This window comes from Pseudomonas neuropathica (assembly GCF_015461835.1).
Classification (GTDB): Bacteria; Pseudomonadota; Gammaproteobacteria; order Pseudomonadales; family Pseudomonadaceae; genus Aquipseudomonas; species Aquipseudomonas neuropathica.
In genome coordinates this window covers 1-15,736 of the sequence record NZ_JACOPX010000002.1, presented here as the reverse complement: position 1 = coordinate 15,736, position 15,736 = coordinate 1, and the positions used below count along the sequence as shown (strand labels likewise).

The following is a 15,736-nucleotide window of genomic DNA, read 5'->3' as shown; positions in this document are numbered from 1 at the left end:
TGGCGGGATGGAGCGGTACGCGTGGGGTTTCAAGACGTCAAAAACACATCGATTTTCAGCTTGAAAGACGATCCCTGTAGGAGTGAGCCTGCTCGCGATGGCGTCGTATCAGACAACAAAAATGTTGAATGAAAAACCGCTATCGCGAGCAGGCTCACTCCTACAGTTTGATCTAGGTTGGGTCAGTGTTTTTGCTTGCCTGCTGCGGCCGAGAGGTCATGCAAATGCCGGCGCGAAAGGGCCAGAAAACGCGGCGTAGGCCCGACATCTTCGTATAACGGATCACCTTCCTCATCGGTCGCCACCACCGTCGATCCCTTCACATACGGCAGGCTCGCTTCAAACTCCTCAAGCGCCGCACCGATCAGTTCGCCAAGCAATTCTTCGACATGACGTTTGGGGTACATCTCGGTAATCGCTGCCAGACGCGCAGCCGCTTCAACGTCCAGATGAATCGCGTAGCCAGTGTCGGTCAGGCGACCTTTGGCGTTTTCTTCCCAATGCTGGGCGAGTTCACGAATTTTCATGATGACCTCATTTCGCACCTGCTCATGGCAGGTCTGGGTGAGTGTCCGCCGGGGCCGGCGGCAAGCCGTTGTGCGGCTTACTGTTGAGACTAGCTTTCGCCCACAAGGTTTAACGTCCCTTCGTCGGCTGCTTGTAAGAAGCGTCGTAGAGCGGCACTCTCTAGGCCATGCACTCGTTTCTAAGCCGTCCGGATTACTGCTGGGGAATTGCTGATGACCGATATTGATGCACGCTTGCGCGAAGACGTTCACCTGCTCGGAGAGCTGCTGGGCAATACCATTCGAGATCAGTACGGCGAGGCTTTCCTCGACAAGATCGAGCAGATCCGCAAGGGCGCCAAGGCCGATCGGCGTGGTTCTATGGACGCCGAACTGAGCGCCAGCCTCAATCAATTGAGCGAAGACGAATTGCTCCCCGTGGCGCGCGCGTTTAACCAGTTTCTCAACCTGGCGAACATCGCCGAGCAGTATCAGTTGATTCATCGTCGCGAGGAGTCGCAGCCGGCGCCGTTCGAATCCCGCGTGCTGCCGGAATTGCTCGCGCGTTTGCGCAATGAAGGCCACAGCGCCGAATCACTGGCGCGGCAACTGGCGCGGCTGGAAATCGAGCTGGTGCTTACTGCGCATCCGACCGAAGTGGCACGGCGCACGCTCATCCAGAAGTACGACGCGATCGCCGGGCAACTCGCCGCGCAGGACCATCGCGACCTGACCACAGCCGAACGCGAACAGATTCAAAACACCCTGCAGCGGCTGATTGCAGAAGCCTGGCACACCGAAGAAATCCGCCGCACGCGCCCGACGCCAGTCGATGAAGCCAAATGGGGTTTCGCGGTCATCGAACACTCACTGTGGCAGGCGATTCCCAACCATATGCGCAAGGCCGACAAGGCTTTGTATGAAGCGACCGGCCTGCGTCTGCCACTGGAAGCGGCGCCGATTCGCTTCGCGTCATGGATGGGCGGCGACCGTGATGGCAATCCCAACGTTACCGCTGCGGTGACTCGCGAAGTGTTGCTGTTGGCGCGCTGGATGGCCGCCGATTTGTACCTGCGTGATGTCGATCACCTCGCGGCTGAACTGTCGATGCAACAGGCCAGCGACGCCCTCAAAGCCAAGGCCGGCGACAGCGCCGAACCGTATCGTGCGGTGCTCAAGCAACTGCGCGAACGTCTGCGCGCCACGCGCAATTGGGCACACGCCGCGCTGACTGCACCAACCCCGGCGCCGGCCGATGTGTTGCACAACAATCGCGATCTGCTCGATCCGCTGGAATTGTGTTTCAACTCGCTGCACGAATGCGGCATGGGCGTGATTGCTGACGGCCCGTTGCTCGATTGCTTGCGTCGTGCGGTGACCTTTGGCCTGTTCCTTGTGCGCCTGGATGTGCGGCAGGATTCCTCGCGACACAGCTCGGCAATGACGGAAATCACCGATTACCTCGGCCTCGGTCGCTACGAAGATTGGGACGAAGAGCAGCGCATCAGCTTCCTGACCCGTGAGCTGAGCAATCGTCGGCCACTGCTGCCGGCGCATTTCAAGCCGTCGGCCGACACCGCCGAAGTGCTCAACACCTGCAAGGAAATCGCTGCGGCACCGGGCGCCTCGCTCGGTTCCTACGTGATCTCCATGGCCGGCGCCGCTTCCGATGTGCTCGCTGTGCAACTTCTGCTCAAAGAGTCTGGCGTGCTGCGGCCGATGCGCGTGGTGCCGTTGTTCGAAACCCTCGCCGACCTCGATAACGCCGGGCCGGTGATGGAGCGGCTGTTGCTGCTGCCGGGGTACCGTGCACGGCTGCAAGGCCCGCAGGAAGTGATGATCGGTTATTCCGATTCGGCCAAGGACGCCGGCACCACGGCAGCGGCCTGGGCGCAATATCGCGCGCAGGAACGTTTGGTGGAGATCTGCCGTGAGCAGCAAGTCGAACTGCTGCTGTTTCACGGTCGCGGCGGCACCGTGGGCCGTGGCGGTGGCCCGGCGCATGCGGCGATTCTGTCGCAACCGCCGGGCTCGGTGGCGGGGCGATTCCGCACCACCGAGCAGGGGGAAATGATTCGATTCAAATTCGGCCTACCGGACATCGCCGAGCAAAACCTCAATCTGTATCTGGCGGCGGTGCTTGAAGCGACATTGCTGCCGCCACCACCACCGACACCGGAATGGCGCCATCTGATGGATGAATTGGCGGCGGACGGTGTCAGCGCTTATCGCCAGGTCGTGCGGGAAAATCCGCAATTCGTCGAGTACTTCCGTCAGTCCACGCCAGAGCAGGAGTTGGGCCGTTTGCCGCTCGGCAGTCGTCCGGCGAAACGCCGTGCCGGCGGCATCGAGAGTTTGCGGGCGATTCCGTGGATCTTCGGCTGGACGCAAACGCGGCTGATGCTGCCCGCTTGGCTGGGGTGGGAGTCGGCGTTGAGCAAGGCGCTGGAGCGCGGTGAGGGCGAGTTGCTCGGGCAGATGCGCGAACAATGGCCGTTCTTCCGTACGCGTATCGACATGCTGGAAATGGTGCTGGCCAAGGCTGATGCGGATATTGCGCTGTCCTACGATCAGCGTCTGGTCGAGCCGGATCTGCTGCCGTTGGGCGCGCAGTTACGCGACCTATTGTCGCAGGCGTGCGCGGTGGTGCTCGGCCTGACTGGCCAGTCGCAGCTGCTGGCACATAGCCCTGACACCCTTGAATTCATCCGTCTGCGCAACACCTACCTCGACCCGCTGCATCTATTGCAGGCCGAACTGCTGGCCCGTTCGCGGCAGCAGGATGTCGAGCAGGGCAGCCCGGTGGAACAGGCGTTGCTGGTGTCTGTGGCGGGGATTGCCGCTGGTTTGCGAAATACCGGCTAAGGTTTTTGTCGGGGGCGCGGTAGCCGGACGAAGACTTGGCTGTCGCGTCGCCTGACCGACGAAAGTGCCGCCAGGCGACAGTTAATGATGGGGTTGCGACTTGGGTTACCGCGTCGCAAGGTCGCGGGGGGCGTCGGTTTCTCCGACTTTTGGCGTCTTGTGTGGGCGCAGCCTGCTGTGTATCTTGATCAGCCTTTGGCCGTTTATGCGGCCACGACCCGTATTTTCAGGATTCGTCCCAAGAGGCGAATCCTTTGTTTTGTAAAAGCTTTTTATAAAAAAATTGAGGAGCACATCTAATGCGCGTCATTCTGCTGGGAGCTCCCGGGGCCGGTAAAGGTACTCAGGCTAAGTTCATCACCGAAAAATTCGGCATTCCACAAATTTCCACCGGCGACATGCTGCGTGCAGCGGTCAAGGCCGGTACTCCACTGGGCGTTCAAGCCAAGAGCATCATGGATGCCGGCGGCCTGGTGTCGGATGACCTGATCATCGCACTGGTTCAGGACCGCATCGCTCAGCCAGATTGCGCCAACGGTTTCCTGTTCGACGGCTTCCCGCGCACCATTCCGCAGGCTGAAGCTCTGGTTTCTGCCGGCGTCGAGCTGGATGCAGTGGTTGAAATCGCTGTTGAAGACGAAGAAATCGTTCAACGCATCGCCGGCCGTCGTGTTCACGAAGCCAGCGGCCGCGTTTACCACATCGTCTACAACCCGCCGAAAATCGCGGGCAAAGACGACATCACCGGCGAAGAGCTGGTACAGCGCAAGGACGACACCGAAGAAACCGTGCGTCATCGCCTGTCGGTCTACCATTCGCAGACCAAGCCGCTGGTGGATTTCTACCAGAAGCTGTCGGCTGCCAACGGCAAGCCAAAGTACAGCCACATCGAAGGCGTTGGTTCGGTTGATGCAATCACCACCAAGGTGCTGGCAGCGCTGAGCTGAAAAGTCTGATCGGCTGCATCATCCACGGCCCGCTTGCGGGCCGTAGTTGTTTATACTGACGCCCTTTTTCCCACACCTGTTTTGGAAACATCGATGAGCACCTTGCTGGCCCTGGACACCGCGACTGAAGCTTGCTCCGTTGCCTTGCTGCATGACGGCAAGGTCACGAGCCATTACGAGGTGATCCCGCGCCTGCACGCGCAGAAACTGCTGCCGATGATCCAGCAACTGCTGGCCGACGCCGGCACCACGCTGCAAGCGGTCGATGCGATTGCTTTCGGTCGCGGGCCGGGTGCATTTACCGGGGTGCGGATTGCCATTGGTGTGGTGCAGGGTTTGGCATTTGCGCTGGATCGTCCGGTGTTGCCGGTGTCCAACCTCGCAGTGCTGGCGCAGCGGGCGTTGCGTGAGCACGGTGTGAGCCAGGTCGCGGCGGCCATCGATGCGCGGATGGATGAAGTGTATTGGGGCTGCTACCGCGAGACGGCGGGGGAGATGCGCCTCGTGGGTGCCGAAGCGGTGTTGCCACCGGAAGTCGCGGCGCTGCCGGCTGATGCCAGTGGCGAGTGGTTCGGTGCTGGCACCGGTTGGGGTTATGCCGAGCGTATCGCGGTCGAGCTGAGCGGCTCGGATGCAGGCATGTTGCCCCATGCCGAAGACCTGTTGACCCTGGCGCGTTTTGCCTGGGAACGCGGCGAGTCGATTCCGGCGGATGACGCTCAACCGGTTTACCTGCGCGACAAAGTCGCCACCCCGAAAGCCCGCTAACTCGCCACGAATCCTGTGGGCGCGAGCTTGCTCGCGAAGGCGTCGGGTCAGCCAATATCAATGTTGAATGTGCTGAATTCTTCGCGAGCAAGCTCGCTCCCACAGGGAACCGTGTTCTCTCCGAATCCGCCAATCGTCAGTTTCTAACCCCTCGCTTTAAACCTTTTGCGCTTTATGTGTTCTAGTTATCACTCGGCAGTTTGCTAAGTCGGTCAAGTGCCGCTAAATTGCCATCATCGATACCGAGCATGAATTTATGCGTATAGACGGCCTCTCCTCTCAGTCCTACCCCATCAAGCGCAAGCCTCGCAAAGGCCATGTGACCGTGGATGAGTCCGTCGATGACATCGACGGTGAGCTGGAATTTCCGACTGAAGAGCAACTGGCTGCCCGTGCTGCCGCCAAAGCCGCCGCGCAACGCCTGAGCAATCTGCCCGCCCGCCAACAAGACATGATTTACCACCGCGCCATGAGCAAAAGCGTAGCGATGGCCCTCGCCAGCTACCTGAGCACCGCCGGTTTTGTCGATTGGGATGCAGACGTGCTGGGCCTCGATCTGTATATCTGATGGATCTGCCTTACTACCTCGGTTGTCCGTCCTGGAGCGAAAACGCCTGGCGCGATTATCTGTACCCGGTAGACGCCAAAACCTCCGATTTCCTCAGGCTGTATTCACAAGTGTTCAACGCCGTTGAAGGCAACACGACCTTCTACGCCAGCCCGTCGCCCGCCACGGTGCAGCGATGGGCCGAGGTCATGCCCGAGCACTTCCGCTTCACCGCCAAATTCCCCGGCGACATCAGCCATAGCGGTGACTTGCGCGAGCAACTGACCGCCGCCGAAACCTTCCTGCAATTACTCAAGCCGCTCGGTGAACGCGTCTCGCCGCTGTGGCTGCAACTGTCGAAAAGCTTTACGCCGCACCGGCTGCCGGAACTGGCGGCGTTCATTGATGCGCTGGATTGCCCGTTGGCGGTGGAAGTGCGCCATGAACAGTTCTTCGCCAAGGGCGAGAGCGAACGTCTGCTCAATCGCCTGCTGCTGGATCGTGGCGTTGAGCGCATCTGCCTCGACCCGCGTGCGCTGTTCAGTTGCCTGTCGACTGAATCTTCGGTAATCCACGCGCAATCGAAAAAGCCACGCGTGCCAACGCGCCCGGCGGCGTTCACCCAGTTCCCGCAGGTGCGCTTCATTGGTCATCCTGAGCTCGAGGCCAACGACCCGTTCCTGCTGCCGTGGGTGGCGAAAATCGCCGAGTGGATCGAAGAGGGCCGCACGCCGTACATCTTCCTGCACACCGCCGATAACCTGCTGGCGGCGAAACTGGCGCAACGTTTTCACGCACAACTGATGCAACGTTTGCCTGGCCTGCCAGCGCTGCCTGCGCTATACAGAGAACCCGCTGCGGAGCAACTTGGCCTGCTTTGAGGCGGATTTTTTTCCAGCCCAGGAGCCTGCCGATGGATGCTCAAGCCCGTAAAGCCCACGCCTTCAAAGCCCTGCATGAACAATCGGGGATTTTCGTCATTCCTAATCCGTGGGATGCGGGGTCGGCAAAAATGCTCGCCAGTCTCGGCTATCAGGCCTTGGCGACCACCAGTGCCGGTTATGCGTTTTCCCAAGGCAAGGCCGATGGCGCGTTGAGCCTTGATGAGACCTTGGCCAATGTCCGCGCGATTGTCGCCGCCACCGATTTGCCGGTAGCGGTGGATCTGGAAAACGGTTTCGCCGATGACCCGGTTGAATGCGCCAAGAGTCTGCTGCGTGCTGCCGAGGCCGGCGCTGTTGGTGGTTCGATTGAAGACGCCACGGGCCGCGCGGATGCGCCAATCTATTGCTTCGAACACGCTGTGGCGCGCATCGAGGCCGCTGTCGCTGCGGTGCGCACGCTACCCTTTCCCTTCATCCTCACCGCGCGGGCGGAAAACTACCTGCACGGTAATCCCGATCTCAACGACACCATTCGCCGCTTGCAGGCCTTCGCCGAAGCGGGCGCCGATGTGTTGTACGCGCCAGGTTTGCGCAACGCCGAAGAAGTACTGGCGGTGGTACGCGCGGTGGCGCCGAAACCGGTCAATGTGCTGATGTCCGGCGGTTTGAAACTGACCGTGCAGGAGCTGCAAGAAATGGGCGTGCGGCGCATCAGTACCGGTTCGGCACTGGCGTTGGCGGCGTTCGGCGAATTCTTCCGTGCCGCTGAAGAAATCCAGCAATCCGGCACTTTCGGGTTTACCTCGCAGTCGATGCCGTACGCCAAAGCCAATCAATTCTTCAAAGGCTGAGCATGGGGCGGTGGATCGCGCTAACGGTGTTGCTGATCACTGGCGGCGCGTTGATCAGTGTGTGGCGCGGTTGGCTGGACGTGCCGCCGTCATGGAATCCATGGGCGCCGCTGGACGTAAAAGCCGCGCCCAACTGGCTGACCGGCTATAAGCTGATGCGTTTGCGCAGTGACCCCGAACTCTGTGCCCAGGCGTTGAACAGCTCTGATCTTCGCGTCACGCGACAAGCCGACAGCCCGGACGCCAAGTGCCCGCTGATCGATGCCTTGCGCGTACAGGGCGGTGAGGTGGCGCTGAGCAGCAGTTTCCTCGCCAGTTGTCCGCTGGCGGTGGCCTACGCGATGTTCGAGCACCATTCGCTGCAACCCGCCGCACAGTCGGTTTACGGTCAGAAAGTCGCACGCCTTGATCACCTCGGCAGCTTCGCCTGTCGCAATATCTACAATCGCGAAAGCGGAGCGCTCAGCCGTCATGCCAGTGCCGATGCGCTGGACATTGCCGGGTTTCGCCTGGCGGACGGCCGTAGCATCAGTGTGCTCAAGGATTGGCCGAAGCAGAATCAGGACGCACAGTTTCTGCGTCAGGTGCGCGATGGCGCCTGCGAGGCGTTCAGTGTGGTCTTGGGCCCGGATTACAACGCCGCCCACCGCAATCATTTTCATGTCGATGTCGGGCGCTGGAGCGTGTGTCGCTGAGGTTTAGGCGGCGAGGCGCAGGTTCTGCAGAACGATCGGGCGGGCCCAGCCGTTATCGAAGTCCAGTGCCTTCTGTTGCTCGACGATTTCTTCCGGCGGGAACGGCGGGTAAGGCTTTTGCAGCAGATCCAGGTCGAACTCGGCAATCGGCAGGTACAGCGGCTTCTTCTGCGGCGCCGGGCCAGGCTCTGGAACGGGCTGACCATTGTTGATCACCACCGGGCGCACCCAACTGCTGTCGAAATCCTGTTGCTCTTGCTGAGCTTTCAGTTCTTCCGGCGGGAACGGCGGGAATGGTTTGTCCAGCAAGTCCATTTCGAATTCGGCGATCGGCAGGAACAGCGGCTCAGGCGGACGCACTTCGGTTTCCACCACATCGCATTCGCGCTGGCTGACGATGTGCGCGTGCAACTCGCTGCCGATGGTCGGTTCTTCCGGGCTGCTCAGGTCAACCGGCGGAAATGTACCGCAGGCAGGCACCACTTCACTCGTCTGTTCGGCCATCGCTTGGGCAAAGAAATCCTGCCACAGGTGACTGACGCCGCTCAGTGCTTGAGTGTTGTGACGGCTAAAGTCGCCATGGGGCGAGATGTAGCCAATCGATGTGGGAAGAATGCCTGACATTTTTTTCGGTTGACGCTCAGCTCTGGCAAAATGCGCGTTGAATGAATTATCGGCGGTTTTTGCCGATCCTTGAATTTTTGAGCGTGTTTTCCATGATCGAGCAACCTGCGGCCTGCCGCATCCATGTCGAAGCCCTCGGCGCGACGTTTGAAGCGCAAGCCGAGCAGTGGGCTGAACGCCTGGGACTGCCGCGTGAAGTGGCGGACGGCGAGTTTGCCTTGCAGGTTGGCGAGCAGGGTTTGCAACTGCAGCAGCTCGGCCCGGATGCACCGGGGCCGGTGCGGGTCGACTTCGTTGAGGGCGGCGCGGCACATCGGCGTTTATACGGCGGCGGCAGTGGGCAGATGATCGCCAAGGCTGTCGGCATCGCTCAGGGTGTGCGCCCGCGAGTGCTGGATGCCACGGCGGGGTTGGGCAAGGATGCGTTTGTGCTGGCGAGCCTCGGTTGCGAAATGAGCCTGATCGAACGCCAGCCGCTGATCGGCGCCTTGCTGGAGGATGGTCTGGCGCGCGCGGCGGAAGATTTCGACGTGGCGCCGATTGTGGCGCGGATGAAATTGCTCAAGGGCAACTCCATCGAGGTCATGCAGAACTGGGAGGGTGAGGCGCCGCAGGTGATCTACCTCGACCCGATGTTTCCGCACCGCGAGAAGACCGCGCTGGTGAAAAAGGAGATGCGTCTGTTCCGGCCGCTGGTGGGCGATGATCCGGATGCACCGGCGTTGCTCGAAGCCGCGTTGGCGCTGGCCACGCACCGGGTGGTGGTCAAGCGACCGCGCAAGGCGCCGTGCATTGCGGGGCCGAAGCCGAGTCATGCGCTGGATGGCAAATCGAGCCGCTATGACATTTATCCGAAGAAAGCGCTCAAGCCTTAAACCGAGTTGCCCCCATTCGCGAGCAAGCTCGCTCCCACATTGGAATGCATTTCAAATGTGGGAGCGAGCTTGCTCGCGAAAGCGTCCGCTCAGACACCTAAAACGTCAGGGCTTGTAAGCACGCATAAACAGCCCCACCACCTCCAGGATATGGCTTTCCGCTGCCTCTTCGCTCAACGGCTCGCCACACCCATACAACAGCCGAAAATTCCCCGCACCTTTGATCAGGCAAAAGAAATGCTCGGCCGCATTGCGCGGCAGATCAATGCTCAGCGCGCCGGTCTCGTGGATGCGCGTCAACAGCCGTTCCATGCCCTGCACCATGCGCTGCGGGCCGGCCTCGAAGAAAATCAGCGACAGCTTCGGATCCTGCACCCCCAGCGCCATGATCAAACGGTGCAGATTCACCGATTCATCGCTGTTGATCAGGTGATGAAAGCCTCGCGCAATGTTCAGCAACACATTTTCGACGGCGATGCCTTCGGGCAATTCGAAGAACAGCGGCGGTAATTGCTCCTCGCATTTGGCCACCACGGCGGCGGAGAACAGCGTCTCCTTGTCGTTGAAATGGCTGTAGACCGTCAACTTCGACACGCCGGCCTCGCTGGCGACCGCGTCCATGCTGGTGTTGGCGTAGCCGTGACTCAGAAACAGAATTTTCGCCGCGTCGAGGATCGCCTGGCGCTTGGCCAGATCCTTGGGGCGGCCCGGGCCGTTTGGAGCTGAAAGATTGTTCGACATTCTTCGCTTTTAATACTGGACTGGTGAGTTTGCTATTAATAACATACCCGCCAGTATAATTATTCCAAGCACCATTAGCGAAAGGTCCGTCACCATGTTCCGCCATGCGTTGTCCCTCGCGTTGCCAGTGAGTCTGGCGTTCCTTTTGTCAGCATGCGGTCAGGAAGAGGCGACGCAAGTCACCGTGCGACCGGCCATGGTGGTGCAGCCAGAGCCTTCGGCACAGGCGATGGAAAGTTATCCGGGCGAGGTGCGCGCCCGCTACGAACCCGATCTGGCATTCCGTATTGGCGGCAAAGTCAGCCGACGACTGGTCGATGAAGGTCAGCGGGTGAAGGCTGATCAGCCGCTCGCCGAACTCGATCCGCAGGACGTGCGCCTGCAACTGGAAGCCACCCGCGCCCAGGTGGCTGCCGCCGAAGCCAATCTCAATCTGGTCCGCGCCGAACGTGATCGCTACAAGACCCTGATGGATCGGCAGATGGTCAGCCGCTCGGCCTACGACAATGCCGAAAACCTTTACCGCTCCGGTGAAGCCCGCCTTAAACAAATCAAAGCTGAATTCAACGTGTCGACCAATCAGGCCAGTTACGCGGTGCTGCGTGCGCCGCAGGATGGCGTGGTGGCTAAACGCTCGGTGGAAGTCGGCCAAGTGGTTGCCGCCGGACAGACTGTTTTCACTCTTGCCACTGATGGCGAGCGTGAAGTGCTGATCAGCCTGCCGGAGCAGAGCTTCGGGCGCTTCAAGGTCGGTCAGCCTGTGACCGTCGAACTGTGGACGCAACAGAACCAGCGCTTTGCCGGGCAGATCCGCGAACTGTCGCCCGCCGCCGATCCACGCTCGCGCACTTTCGCTGCGCGCATCTCCTTTACCAGCGGCAAAGTTGCGGCTGAACTGGGCCAGAGCGCCCGGGTGTTCGTGCAATCGGCCGACAGCGTTTCCCTCTCGGTGCCGCTCTCGGCACTCACCGCCGAAAACGGCGCGACCTACGTCTGGGTCGTCAGCGCCAACAACACTTTGAAGAAAACCCCGGTGCGCGTCGGCCCGTTCGGCGAGAAAACCGTGCCGGTACTCGAAGGCTTGAACGCCAGTGACTGGGTGGTGGCCGCCGGCGTGCATGTGTTGCTCGAAGGGCAGCAGGTGCGTCCGGTGGATCGCTCCAATCGCGTGGTCAATCTGGCGAACAAGGAGTAAGCCCCGATGCGCTTCAACCTTTCCGAATGGGCGCTGCGTAATCGCCAGATCGTACTGTTCCTGATGCTTTTGCTGGCCATCGTCGGTGCGTTGTCCTACACCAAACTCGGCCAGAGTGAAGACCCGCCGTTCACGTTCAAGGCCATGGTAATTCAGACCCGCTGGCCGGGGGCGACCGCGCAGGAAGTCTCGCGGCAGGTCACCGAGCGTATTGAAAAGAAACTGATGGAAACCGGTGAGTACGAACGCATCGTGTCGTTCTCGCGCCCCGGCGAATCGCAGGTCACCTTCATTGCCCGCGACTCGATGCATTCCAAGCAAATCCCCGATCTCTGGTATCAGGTGCGCAAGAAGGTCAGTGATATTCGCCAGACCTTGCCGCCGGATATTCAGGGGCCGTTTTTCAACGATGAATTCGGCACCACGTTCGGCAATATCTATGCGCTGACCGGGGACGGTTTCGATTACGCGGTGCTCAAGGATTACGCCGACCGCATCCAGATCCAGCTGCAACGGGTCAAGGATGTCGGCAAGGTCGACTTGCTCGGTTTGCAGGACGAGAAAATCTGGGTCGAACTGTCCAACGTCAAACTGGCGACCCTCGGCTTGCCGCTGGCGGCAGTGCAACAGGCGCTGCAAGAGCAGAACGCGGTCTCGACCGCCGGGTTCTTCGAAACCGGTAGCGAGCGCTTGCAGCTACGAGTCTCGGGGAATTTTCAGACGGTCGAGGAGATAAAGAACTTCCCGATCCGCGTCGGTGATCGCACGTTCCGCATCTCCGATGTCGCCGATGTGCGTCGCGGGTTCAACGATCCACCGGCGCCGCGCATGCGGTTCATGGGCGAAGACGCGATTGGTCTCGCGGTGGCGATGAAGGATGGCGGCGACATTCTGGTGCTCGGCAAGGCGCTGGAAGGCGAGTTCTCGCGCATCCAGAAAAACCTTCCGGCCGGCATGCAACTGCGCAAGGTTTCCGATCAGCCGGCGGCGGTGAAAACCGGAGTCGGCGAGTTCGTCCAGGTGCTGGTCGAGGCGCTGGCGATTGTCTTGCTGGTGAGCTTCTTCTCCCTCGGCGTGCGCACCGGCATGGTCGTGGCGTTGACCATTCCGCTGGTGCTGGCGATGACCTTCGCCTGCATGTATTACCTCGGCATCGGCCTGCACAAAATCTCCCTTGGCGCGTTGGTGTTGGCGTTGGGCTTGCTGGTGGATGACGCGATCATCGCCGTGGAAATGATGGCGATCAAAATGGAGCAGGGCTTTGATCGCATCCGCGCAGCGAGCTACGCCTGGACCAGTACCGCGTTCCCGATGCTCACCGGTACGTTGATCACCGCCGCCGGGTTTCTGCCGATTGCCACGGCGCAATCCGGCACTGGCGAATACACCCGTTCGATCTTCCAGGTGGTGACCATCGCCTTGCTCGCGTCCTGGGTGGCGGCGGTGATGTTCGTGCCGTATCTGGGGGAAAAACTCCTGCCGGATCTGGCGAAAATTCATGCGGCCAAACATGGTACCGCCGATGGTCAGGCTGATCCGTACGGCACGCCGTTTTATCAGCGCGTTCGGCGCTTGGTGGAGTGGTGCGTGGCGCACCGTAAGACCGTGATCGTGCTGACGGTGGGGCTGTTCATCGCTTCGGTGATGTTGTTCCGTTTCGTCCCGCAGCAGTTTTTCCCGGCTTCCAATCGACTGGAGTTGATGGTCGATCTGAAGCTGGCGGAAGGCGCGTCGCTGGCCAATACCACCGGTGAGGTGAAACGTCTGGAGGCGATGCTCAAGGATCACGCTGGCATTGATAACTATGTGGCGTATGTCGGCACTGGATCACCGCGTTTTTATCTGCCGCTTGATCAGCAGTTGCCGGCGGCGAGCTTCGCGCAGTTTGTGGTGTTGGCGAAAACCATTGAGGAGCGTGAAGCGCTGCGCCGTTGGTTGATTGAAACCCTCAACGAGCAATTCCCGGCGCTGCGTTCGCGGGTTACGCGTCTGGAGAACGGTCCGCCGGTTGGCTATCCGGTGCAGTTCCGCGTCACCGGCGAACACATCGAAGAAGTCCGGGCGCTGGCGCGCAAGGTCGCGGCCAAGGTTCGCGAGAATCCGCATGTGGTCAATGTGCATCTGGATTGGGAAGAACCGAGCAAGGTCGTGTACCTGAACATCGATCAGGATCGCGCGCGGGCGTTGGGTGTGAGCACGGCCAATCTGGCGAAATTCCTGCAGAGTTCGTTGACCGGGTCGAGTGTCAGTCAGTATCGCGAAGACAACGAATTGATCGAGATTCTGCTGCGCGGCACGGTGCATGAACGCACTGAATTGTCCTTGTTGCCGAGTCTGGCGGTGCCGACGGATAACGGCCGCAGTGTGGCGTTGTCGCAGATCGCCACGCTGGAATACGGCTTCGAGGAGGGGATTATCTGGCACCGTAATCGCCTGCCGAACGTGACCGTGCGGGCGGATATTTATGGCAAGGAGCAGCCGGCGACGCTGGTGAAGCAGATCATGCCGACGCTGGATTCGATTCGTGCTGAATTGCCAGATGGATATCTGTTGGATGTCGGCGGCACGGTGGAGGATTCCGAGCGTGGGCAGAAGTCGGTGAATGCCGGGGTGCCGATGTTTATTGTCGTGGTGCTAACGTTGCTGATGGTGCAGTTGCGCAGTTTTTCGCGCACGGCGATGGTGTTTTTGACGGCGCCGTTGGGGTTGATCGGGGTGACGTTGTTCTTGATGGTGTTTCGGCAGCCGTTCGGGTTTGTAGCGATGTTGGGGACGATTGCGCTGTCCGGGATGATCATGCGCAATTCGGTGATTCTGGTGGATCAGATCGAGCAGGACATTGCTTCGGGGCTTAAGCCTTGGCAGGCGATTATCGAGGCTACGGTTCGACGCTTCAGGCCGATTGTGTTGACGGCTTTGGCGGCGGTGCTGGCGATGATTCCGTTGTCACGTAGTGTGTTTTTTGGGCCGATGGCGGTGGCGATCATGGGTGGGTTGATTGTTGCGACTGCGTTGACGCTGTTGTTTTTGCCGGCGTTGTATGCGGCTTGGTTCCGGGTGCGTAAGGACGCTTGATTCTTCTTGTGACGTGGCGGCCTTTGGGCCGACCATGTTCTTGGGGTTTTGGGTGTATATCCGTTTCTGCGGGTGTCGCTGCTGGCGGTTTCGCTCTTACAGCGAGTCCCTTTGGCAAACGCCCCAAAGGAACCAAAGGTCTTTGCCCTGACGTTCGGCCCGCTCGCTGGGGCTCGGGGTTCCTTCGCTCCGGGATCGATCCGGGCGCATCGCCTACGGTTTGCTTCGCTGCACCTCCTCTCGATGTGTTCGACTTCGTCGAACGGTCGCTGCGCTCCCACCCCCGGATCAATCCCTCCACTCAGCCTGCCGACGGGCCTTAAGATCAAAAGCTGCAGCCGAGCTAACGCTCATCCTGTTGAGTGGTTAGGAGCAGAGGCGATCTGCTCTCGCTTTTTTGTGGGAGCGAGCCTGCTCGCGAAGGCGGCCTGACAGCCGACCCAGTTTTTTGCAGATGTACGCAATCCAACTGTAGGAGCGAGCCTGCTCGCGATGGCGGCCTGATAGCCGACCTGTTTTCTGCAGGTGTACTCAATCCAACTGTAGGAGTGAGCCTGCTCGCGAAGGCGGCCTGACAGCCGACCTGTTTTCTGCAGGTGTACTCAATTCAACTGTGGGAGTGAGCCTGCTCGCGAAGGCGGCCTGACAGCCAACCAGGTTTTTGCAAATGTACGCACTCCAACTGTAGGAGTGAGCCTGCTCGCGAAGGCGGCCTGATAGCCGACCTGTTTGTTGCAGATGTACGCACTCCAACTGTAGGAGTGAGCTTGCTCGCGAAGGCGGCCTGACAGCCCACCTGTTTTTGCAGATGTACGCAATCCAACTGTAGGAGCAAGCCTGCTCGCGAAGGCGGCCTGACAGCCCACCTGTTTTTTGCAAATGTAAGCACTCCAACTGTAGGAGCAAGCCTGCTCGCGAAGGCGGCCTGACAGCCGACCAGATTTTTGCAAATGTACGCACTCCAACTGTAGGAGCAAGCCTGCTCGCGAAGGCGGCCTGACAGCCGACCAGATTTTTGCAAATGTACGCAATCAAACTGTAGATACTCTGTTCACGGTCAAGCTTTTGCGAGGTCTTTTGCGCTAAAAAGCTTGGCCGTGTCGAAATCTTCTCCGGCTTGCATGCAGGCCCACAGGCCGGTCAGGTATTTGCGCATGACGGCG

The 15,736-nt window shown here is 60.1% G+C and carries 13 protein-coding genes and 1 pseudogene; 10 read left to right on the top strand and 4 right to left on the bottom strand.

Annotated elements, in window-relative coordinates; genetic code table 11:
- Positions 1-182: 182 nt before the first annotated feature.
- A complete protein-coding gene (locus tag H8F23_RS02135; protein WP_093436693.1) occupies positions 183-527 on the bottom strand; it encodes a pilin assembly protein in 345 nt (114 codons plus the stop codon).
- 213 nt (positions 528-740) lie between these two features.
- Here H8F23_RS02135 and ppc point away from each other — a divergent pair, with 213 nt between their 5' ends.
- From ppc to H8F23_RS02100, 7 genes are all read left to right on the top strand, one after another.
- Positions 741-3,371, top strand: coding sequence for a phosphoenolpyruvate carboxylase (gene ppc / locus H8F23_RS02130; protein ID WP_194933263.1), 2,631 nt, complete (start codon positions 741-743; stop codon positions 3,369-3,371).
- Between the two features lie 299 nt (positions 3,372-3,670).
- Positions 3,671-4,318 carry an adenylate kinase gene (gene adk / locus H8F23_RS02125; RefSeq protein WP_093436683.1) on the top strand — a complete coding sequence of 216 codons (648 nt, stop codon included), beginning with the start codon at positions 3,671-3,673 and terminating at the stop codon, positions 4,316-4,318.
- A gap of 93 nt (positions 4,319-4,411) precedes the next feature.
- Entirely contained in the window at positions 4,412-5,086 is a 675-nt protein-coding gene (gene tsaB, locus H8F23_RS02120) for a tRNA (adenosine(37)-N6)-threonylcarbamoyltransferase complex dimerization subunit type 1 TsaB (RefSeq protein ID WP_194933262.1), read from the top strand.
- A gap of 256 nt (positions 5,087-5,342) precedes the next feature.
- Positions 5,343-5,654: a hypothetical protein gene (locus tag H8F23_RS02115; RefSeq protein WP_093436677.1), complete on the top strand. Its 312-nt coding sequence runs from the start codon at positions 5,343-5,345 to the stop codon at positions 5,652-5,654.
- Positions 5,654-6,514, top strand: a complete 861-nt coding sequence (locus H8F23_RS02110) for a DUF72 domain-containing protein (protein WP_194933261.1) — start codon at positions 5,654-5,656, stop codon at positions 6,512-6,514. Before H8F23_RS02115 ends, H8F23_RS02110 begins: the two co-directional genes overlap by 1 nt.
- A 32-nt stretch (positions 6,515-6,546) precedes the next feature.
- Positions 6,547-7,368 (top strand): isocitrate lyase/PEP mutase family protein, encoded by an 822-nt coding sequence (locus tag H8F23_RS02105; RefSeq protein ID WP_194933260.1) that lies wholly within the window; start codon positions 6,547-6,549, stop codon positions 7,366-7,368.
- Between the two features lie 2 nt (positions 7,369-7,370).
- On the top strand, positions 7,371-8,063 hold the full coding sequence (locus H8F23_RS02100; protein ID WP_194933259.1) for an extensin-like domain-containing protein: 693 nt from the start codon (positions 7,371-7,373) through the stop codon (positions 8,061-8,063).
- Positions 8,064-8,066: 3 nt separating this feature from the next.
- Here the strand turns inward: H8F23_RS02100 and H8F23_RS02095 are convergent, their stop codons facing one another.
- The gene (locus H8F23_RS02095) at positions 8,067-8,687 is read right to left on the bottom strand and encodes a hypothetical protein (RefSeq protein ID WP_007908883.1); all 621 of its coding nucleotides are present in this window, start codon (positions 8,685-8,687) and stop codon (positions 8,067-8,069) included.
- Positions 8,688-8,779: 92 nt separating this feature from the next.
- Between H8F23_RS02095 and H8F23_RS02090 the strand changes: the two genes are divergently transcribed.
- Complete coding sequence (locus tag H8F23_RS02090; RefSeq protein ID WP_228759079.1) at positions 8,780-9,562, top strand: class I SAM-dependent methyltransferase; 783 nt, start codon at positions 8,780-8,782, stop codon at positions 9,560-9,562.
- A 105-nt stretch (positions 9,563-9,667) separates the two neighbouring features.
- On the opposite strand, the gene H8F23_RS02085 is transcribed toward H8F23_RS02090, so the two are convergent.
- On the bottom strand, positions 9,668-10,303 hold the full coding sequence (locus H8F23_RS02085; RefSeq protein ID WP_194933258.1) for a TetR/AcrR family transcriptional regulator: 636 nt from the start codon (positions 10,301-10,303) through the stop codon (positions 9,668-9,670).
- Between the two features lie 94 nt (positions 10,304-10,397).
- Here H8F23_RS02085 and H8F23_RS02080 point away from each other — a divergent pair, with 94 nt between their 5' ends.
- Positions 10,398-11,498 carry an efflux RND transporter periplasmic adaptor subunit gene (locus H8F23_RS02080; protein WP_194933257.1) on the top strand — a complete coding sequence of 367 codons (1,101 nt, stop codon included), beginning with the start codon at positions 10,398-10,400 and terminating at the stop codon, positions 11,496-11,498.
- A gap of 6 nt (positions 11,499-11,504) precedes the next feature.
- Positions 11,505-14,573, top strand: a complete 3,069-nt coding sequence (locus H8F23_RS02075; RefSeq protein WP_194933256.1) for an efflux RND transporter permease subunit — start codon at positions 11,505-11,507, stop codon at positions 14,571-14,573.
- A 1,057-nt stretch (positions 14,574-15,630) separates the two neighbouring features.
- On the opposite strand, the pseudogene H8F23_RS29430 reads toward H8F23_RS02075, so the two are convergent.
- A pseudogene (locus tag H8F23_RS29430) lies at positions 15,631-15,736 on the bottom strand (IS110 family transposase); the annotation flags it as partial.

Coding starts and splice junctions, on each gene's coding strand:
- H8F23_RS02135 (WP_093436693.1), bottom strand. CDS start 527: ATGAAAATTCGTGAACTCGCCCAGCATTGGGAAGAAAACGCCAAAGGT.
- ppc (WP_194933263.1), top strand. CDS start 741: ATGACCGATATTGATGCACGCTTGCGCGAAGACGTTCACCTGCTCGGA.
- adk (WP_093436683.1), top strand. CDS start 3,671: ATGCGCGTCATTCTGCTGGGAGCTCCCGGGGCCGGTAAAGGTACTCAG.
- tsaB (WP_194933262.1), top strand. CDS start 4,412: ATGAGCACCTTGCTGGCCCTGGACACCGCGACTGAAGCTTGCTCCGTT.
- H8F23_RS02115 (WP_093436677.1), top strand. CDS start 5,343: ATGCGTATAGACGGCCTCTCCTCTCAGTCCTACCCCATCAAGCGCAAG.
- H8F23_RS02110 (WP_194933261.1), top strand. CDS start 5,654: ATGGATCTGCCTTACTACCTCGGTTGTCCGTCCTGGAGCGAAAACGCC.
- H8F23_RS02105 (WP_194933260.1), top strand. CDS start 6,547: ATGGATGCTCAAGCCCGTAAAGCCCACGCCTTCAAAGCCCTGCATGAA.
- H8F23_RS02100 (WP_194933259.1), top strand. CDS start 7,371: ATGGGGCGGTGGATCGCGCTAACGGTGTTGCTGATCACTGGCGGCGCG.
- H8F23_RS02095 (WP_007908883.1), bottom strand. CDS start 8,687: ATGTCAGGCATTCTTCCCACATCGATTGGCTACATCTCGCCCCATGGC.
- H8F23_RS02090 (WP_228759079.1), top strand. CDS start 8,780: ATGATCGAGCAACCTGCGGCCTGCCGCATCCATGTCGAAGCCCTCGGC.
- H8F23_RS02085 (WP_194933258.1), bottom strand. CDS start 10,303: ATGTCGAACAATCTTTCAGCTCCAAACGGCCCGGGCCGCCCCAAGGAT.
- H8F23_RS02080 (WP_194933257.1), top strand. CDS start 10,398: ATGTTCCGCCATGCGTTGTCCCTCGCGTTGCCAGTGAGTCTGGCGTTC.
- H8F23_RS02075 (WP_194933256.1), top strand. CDS start 11,505: ATGCGCTTCAACCTTTCCGAATGGGCGCTGCGTAATCGCCAGATCGTA.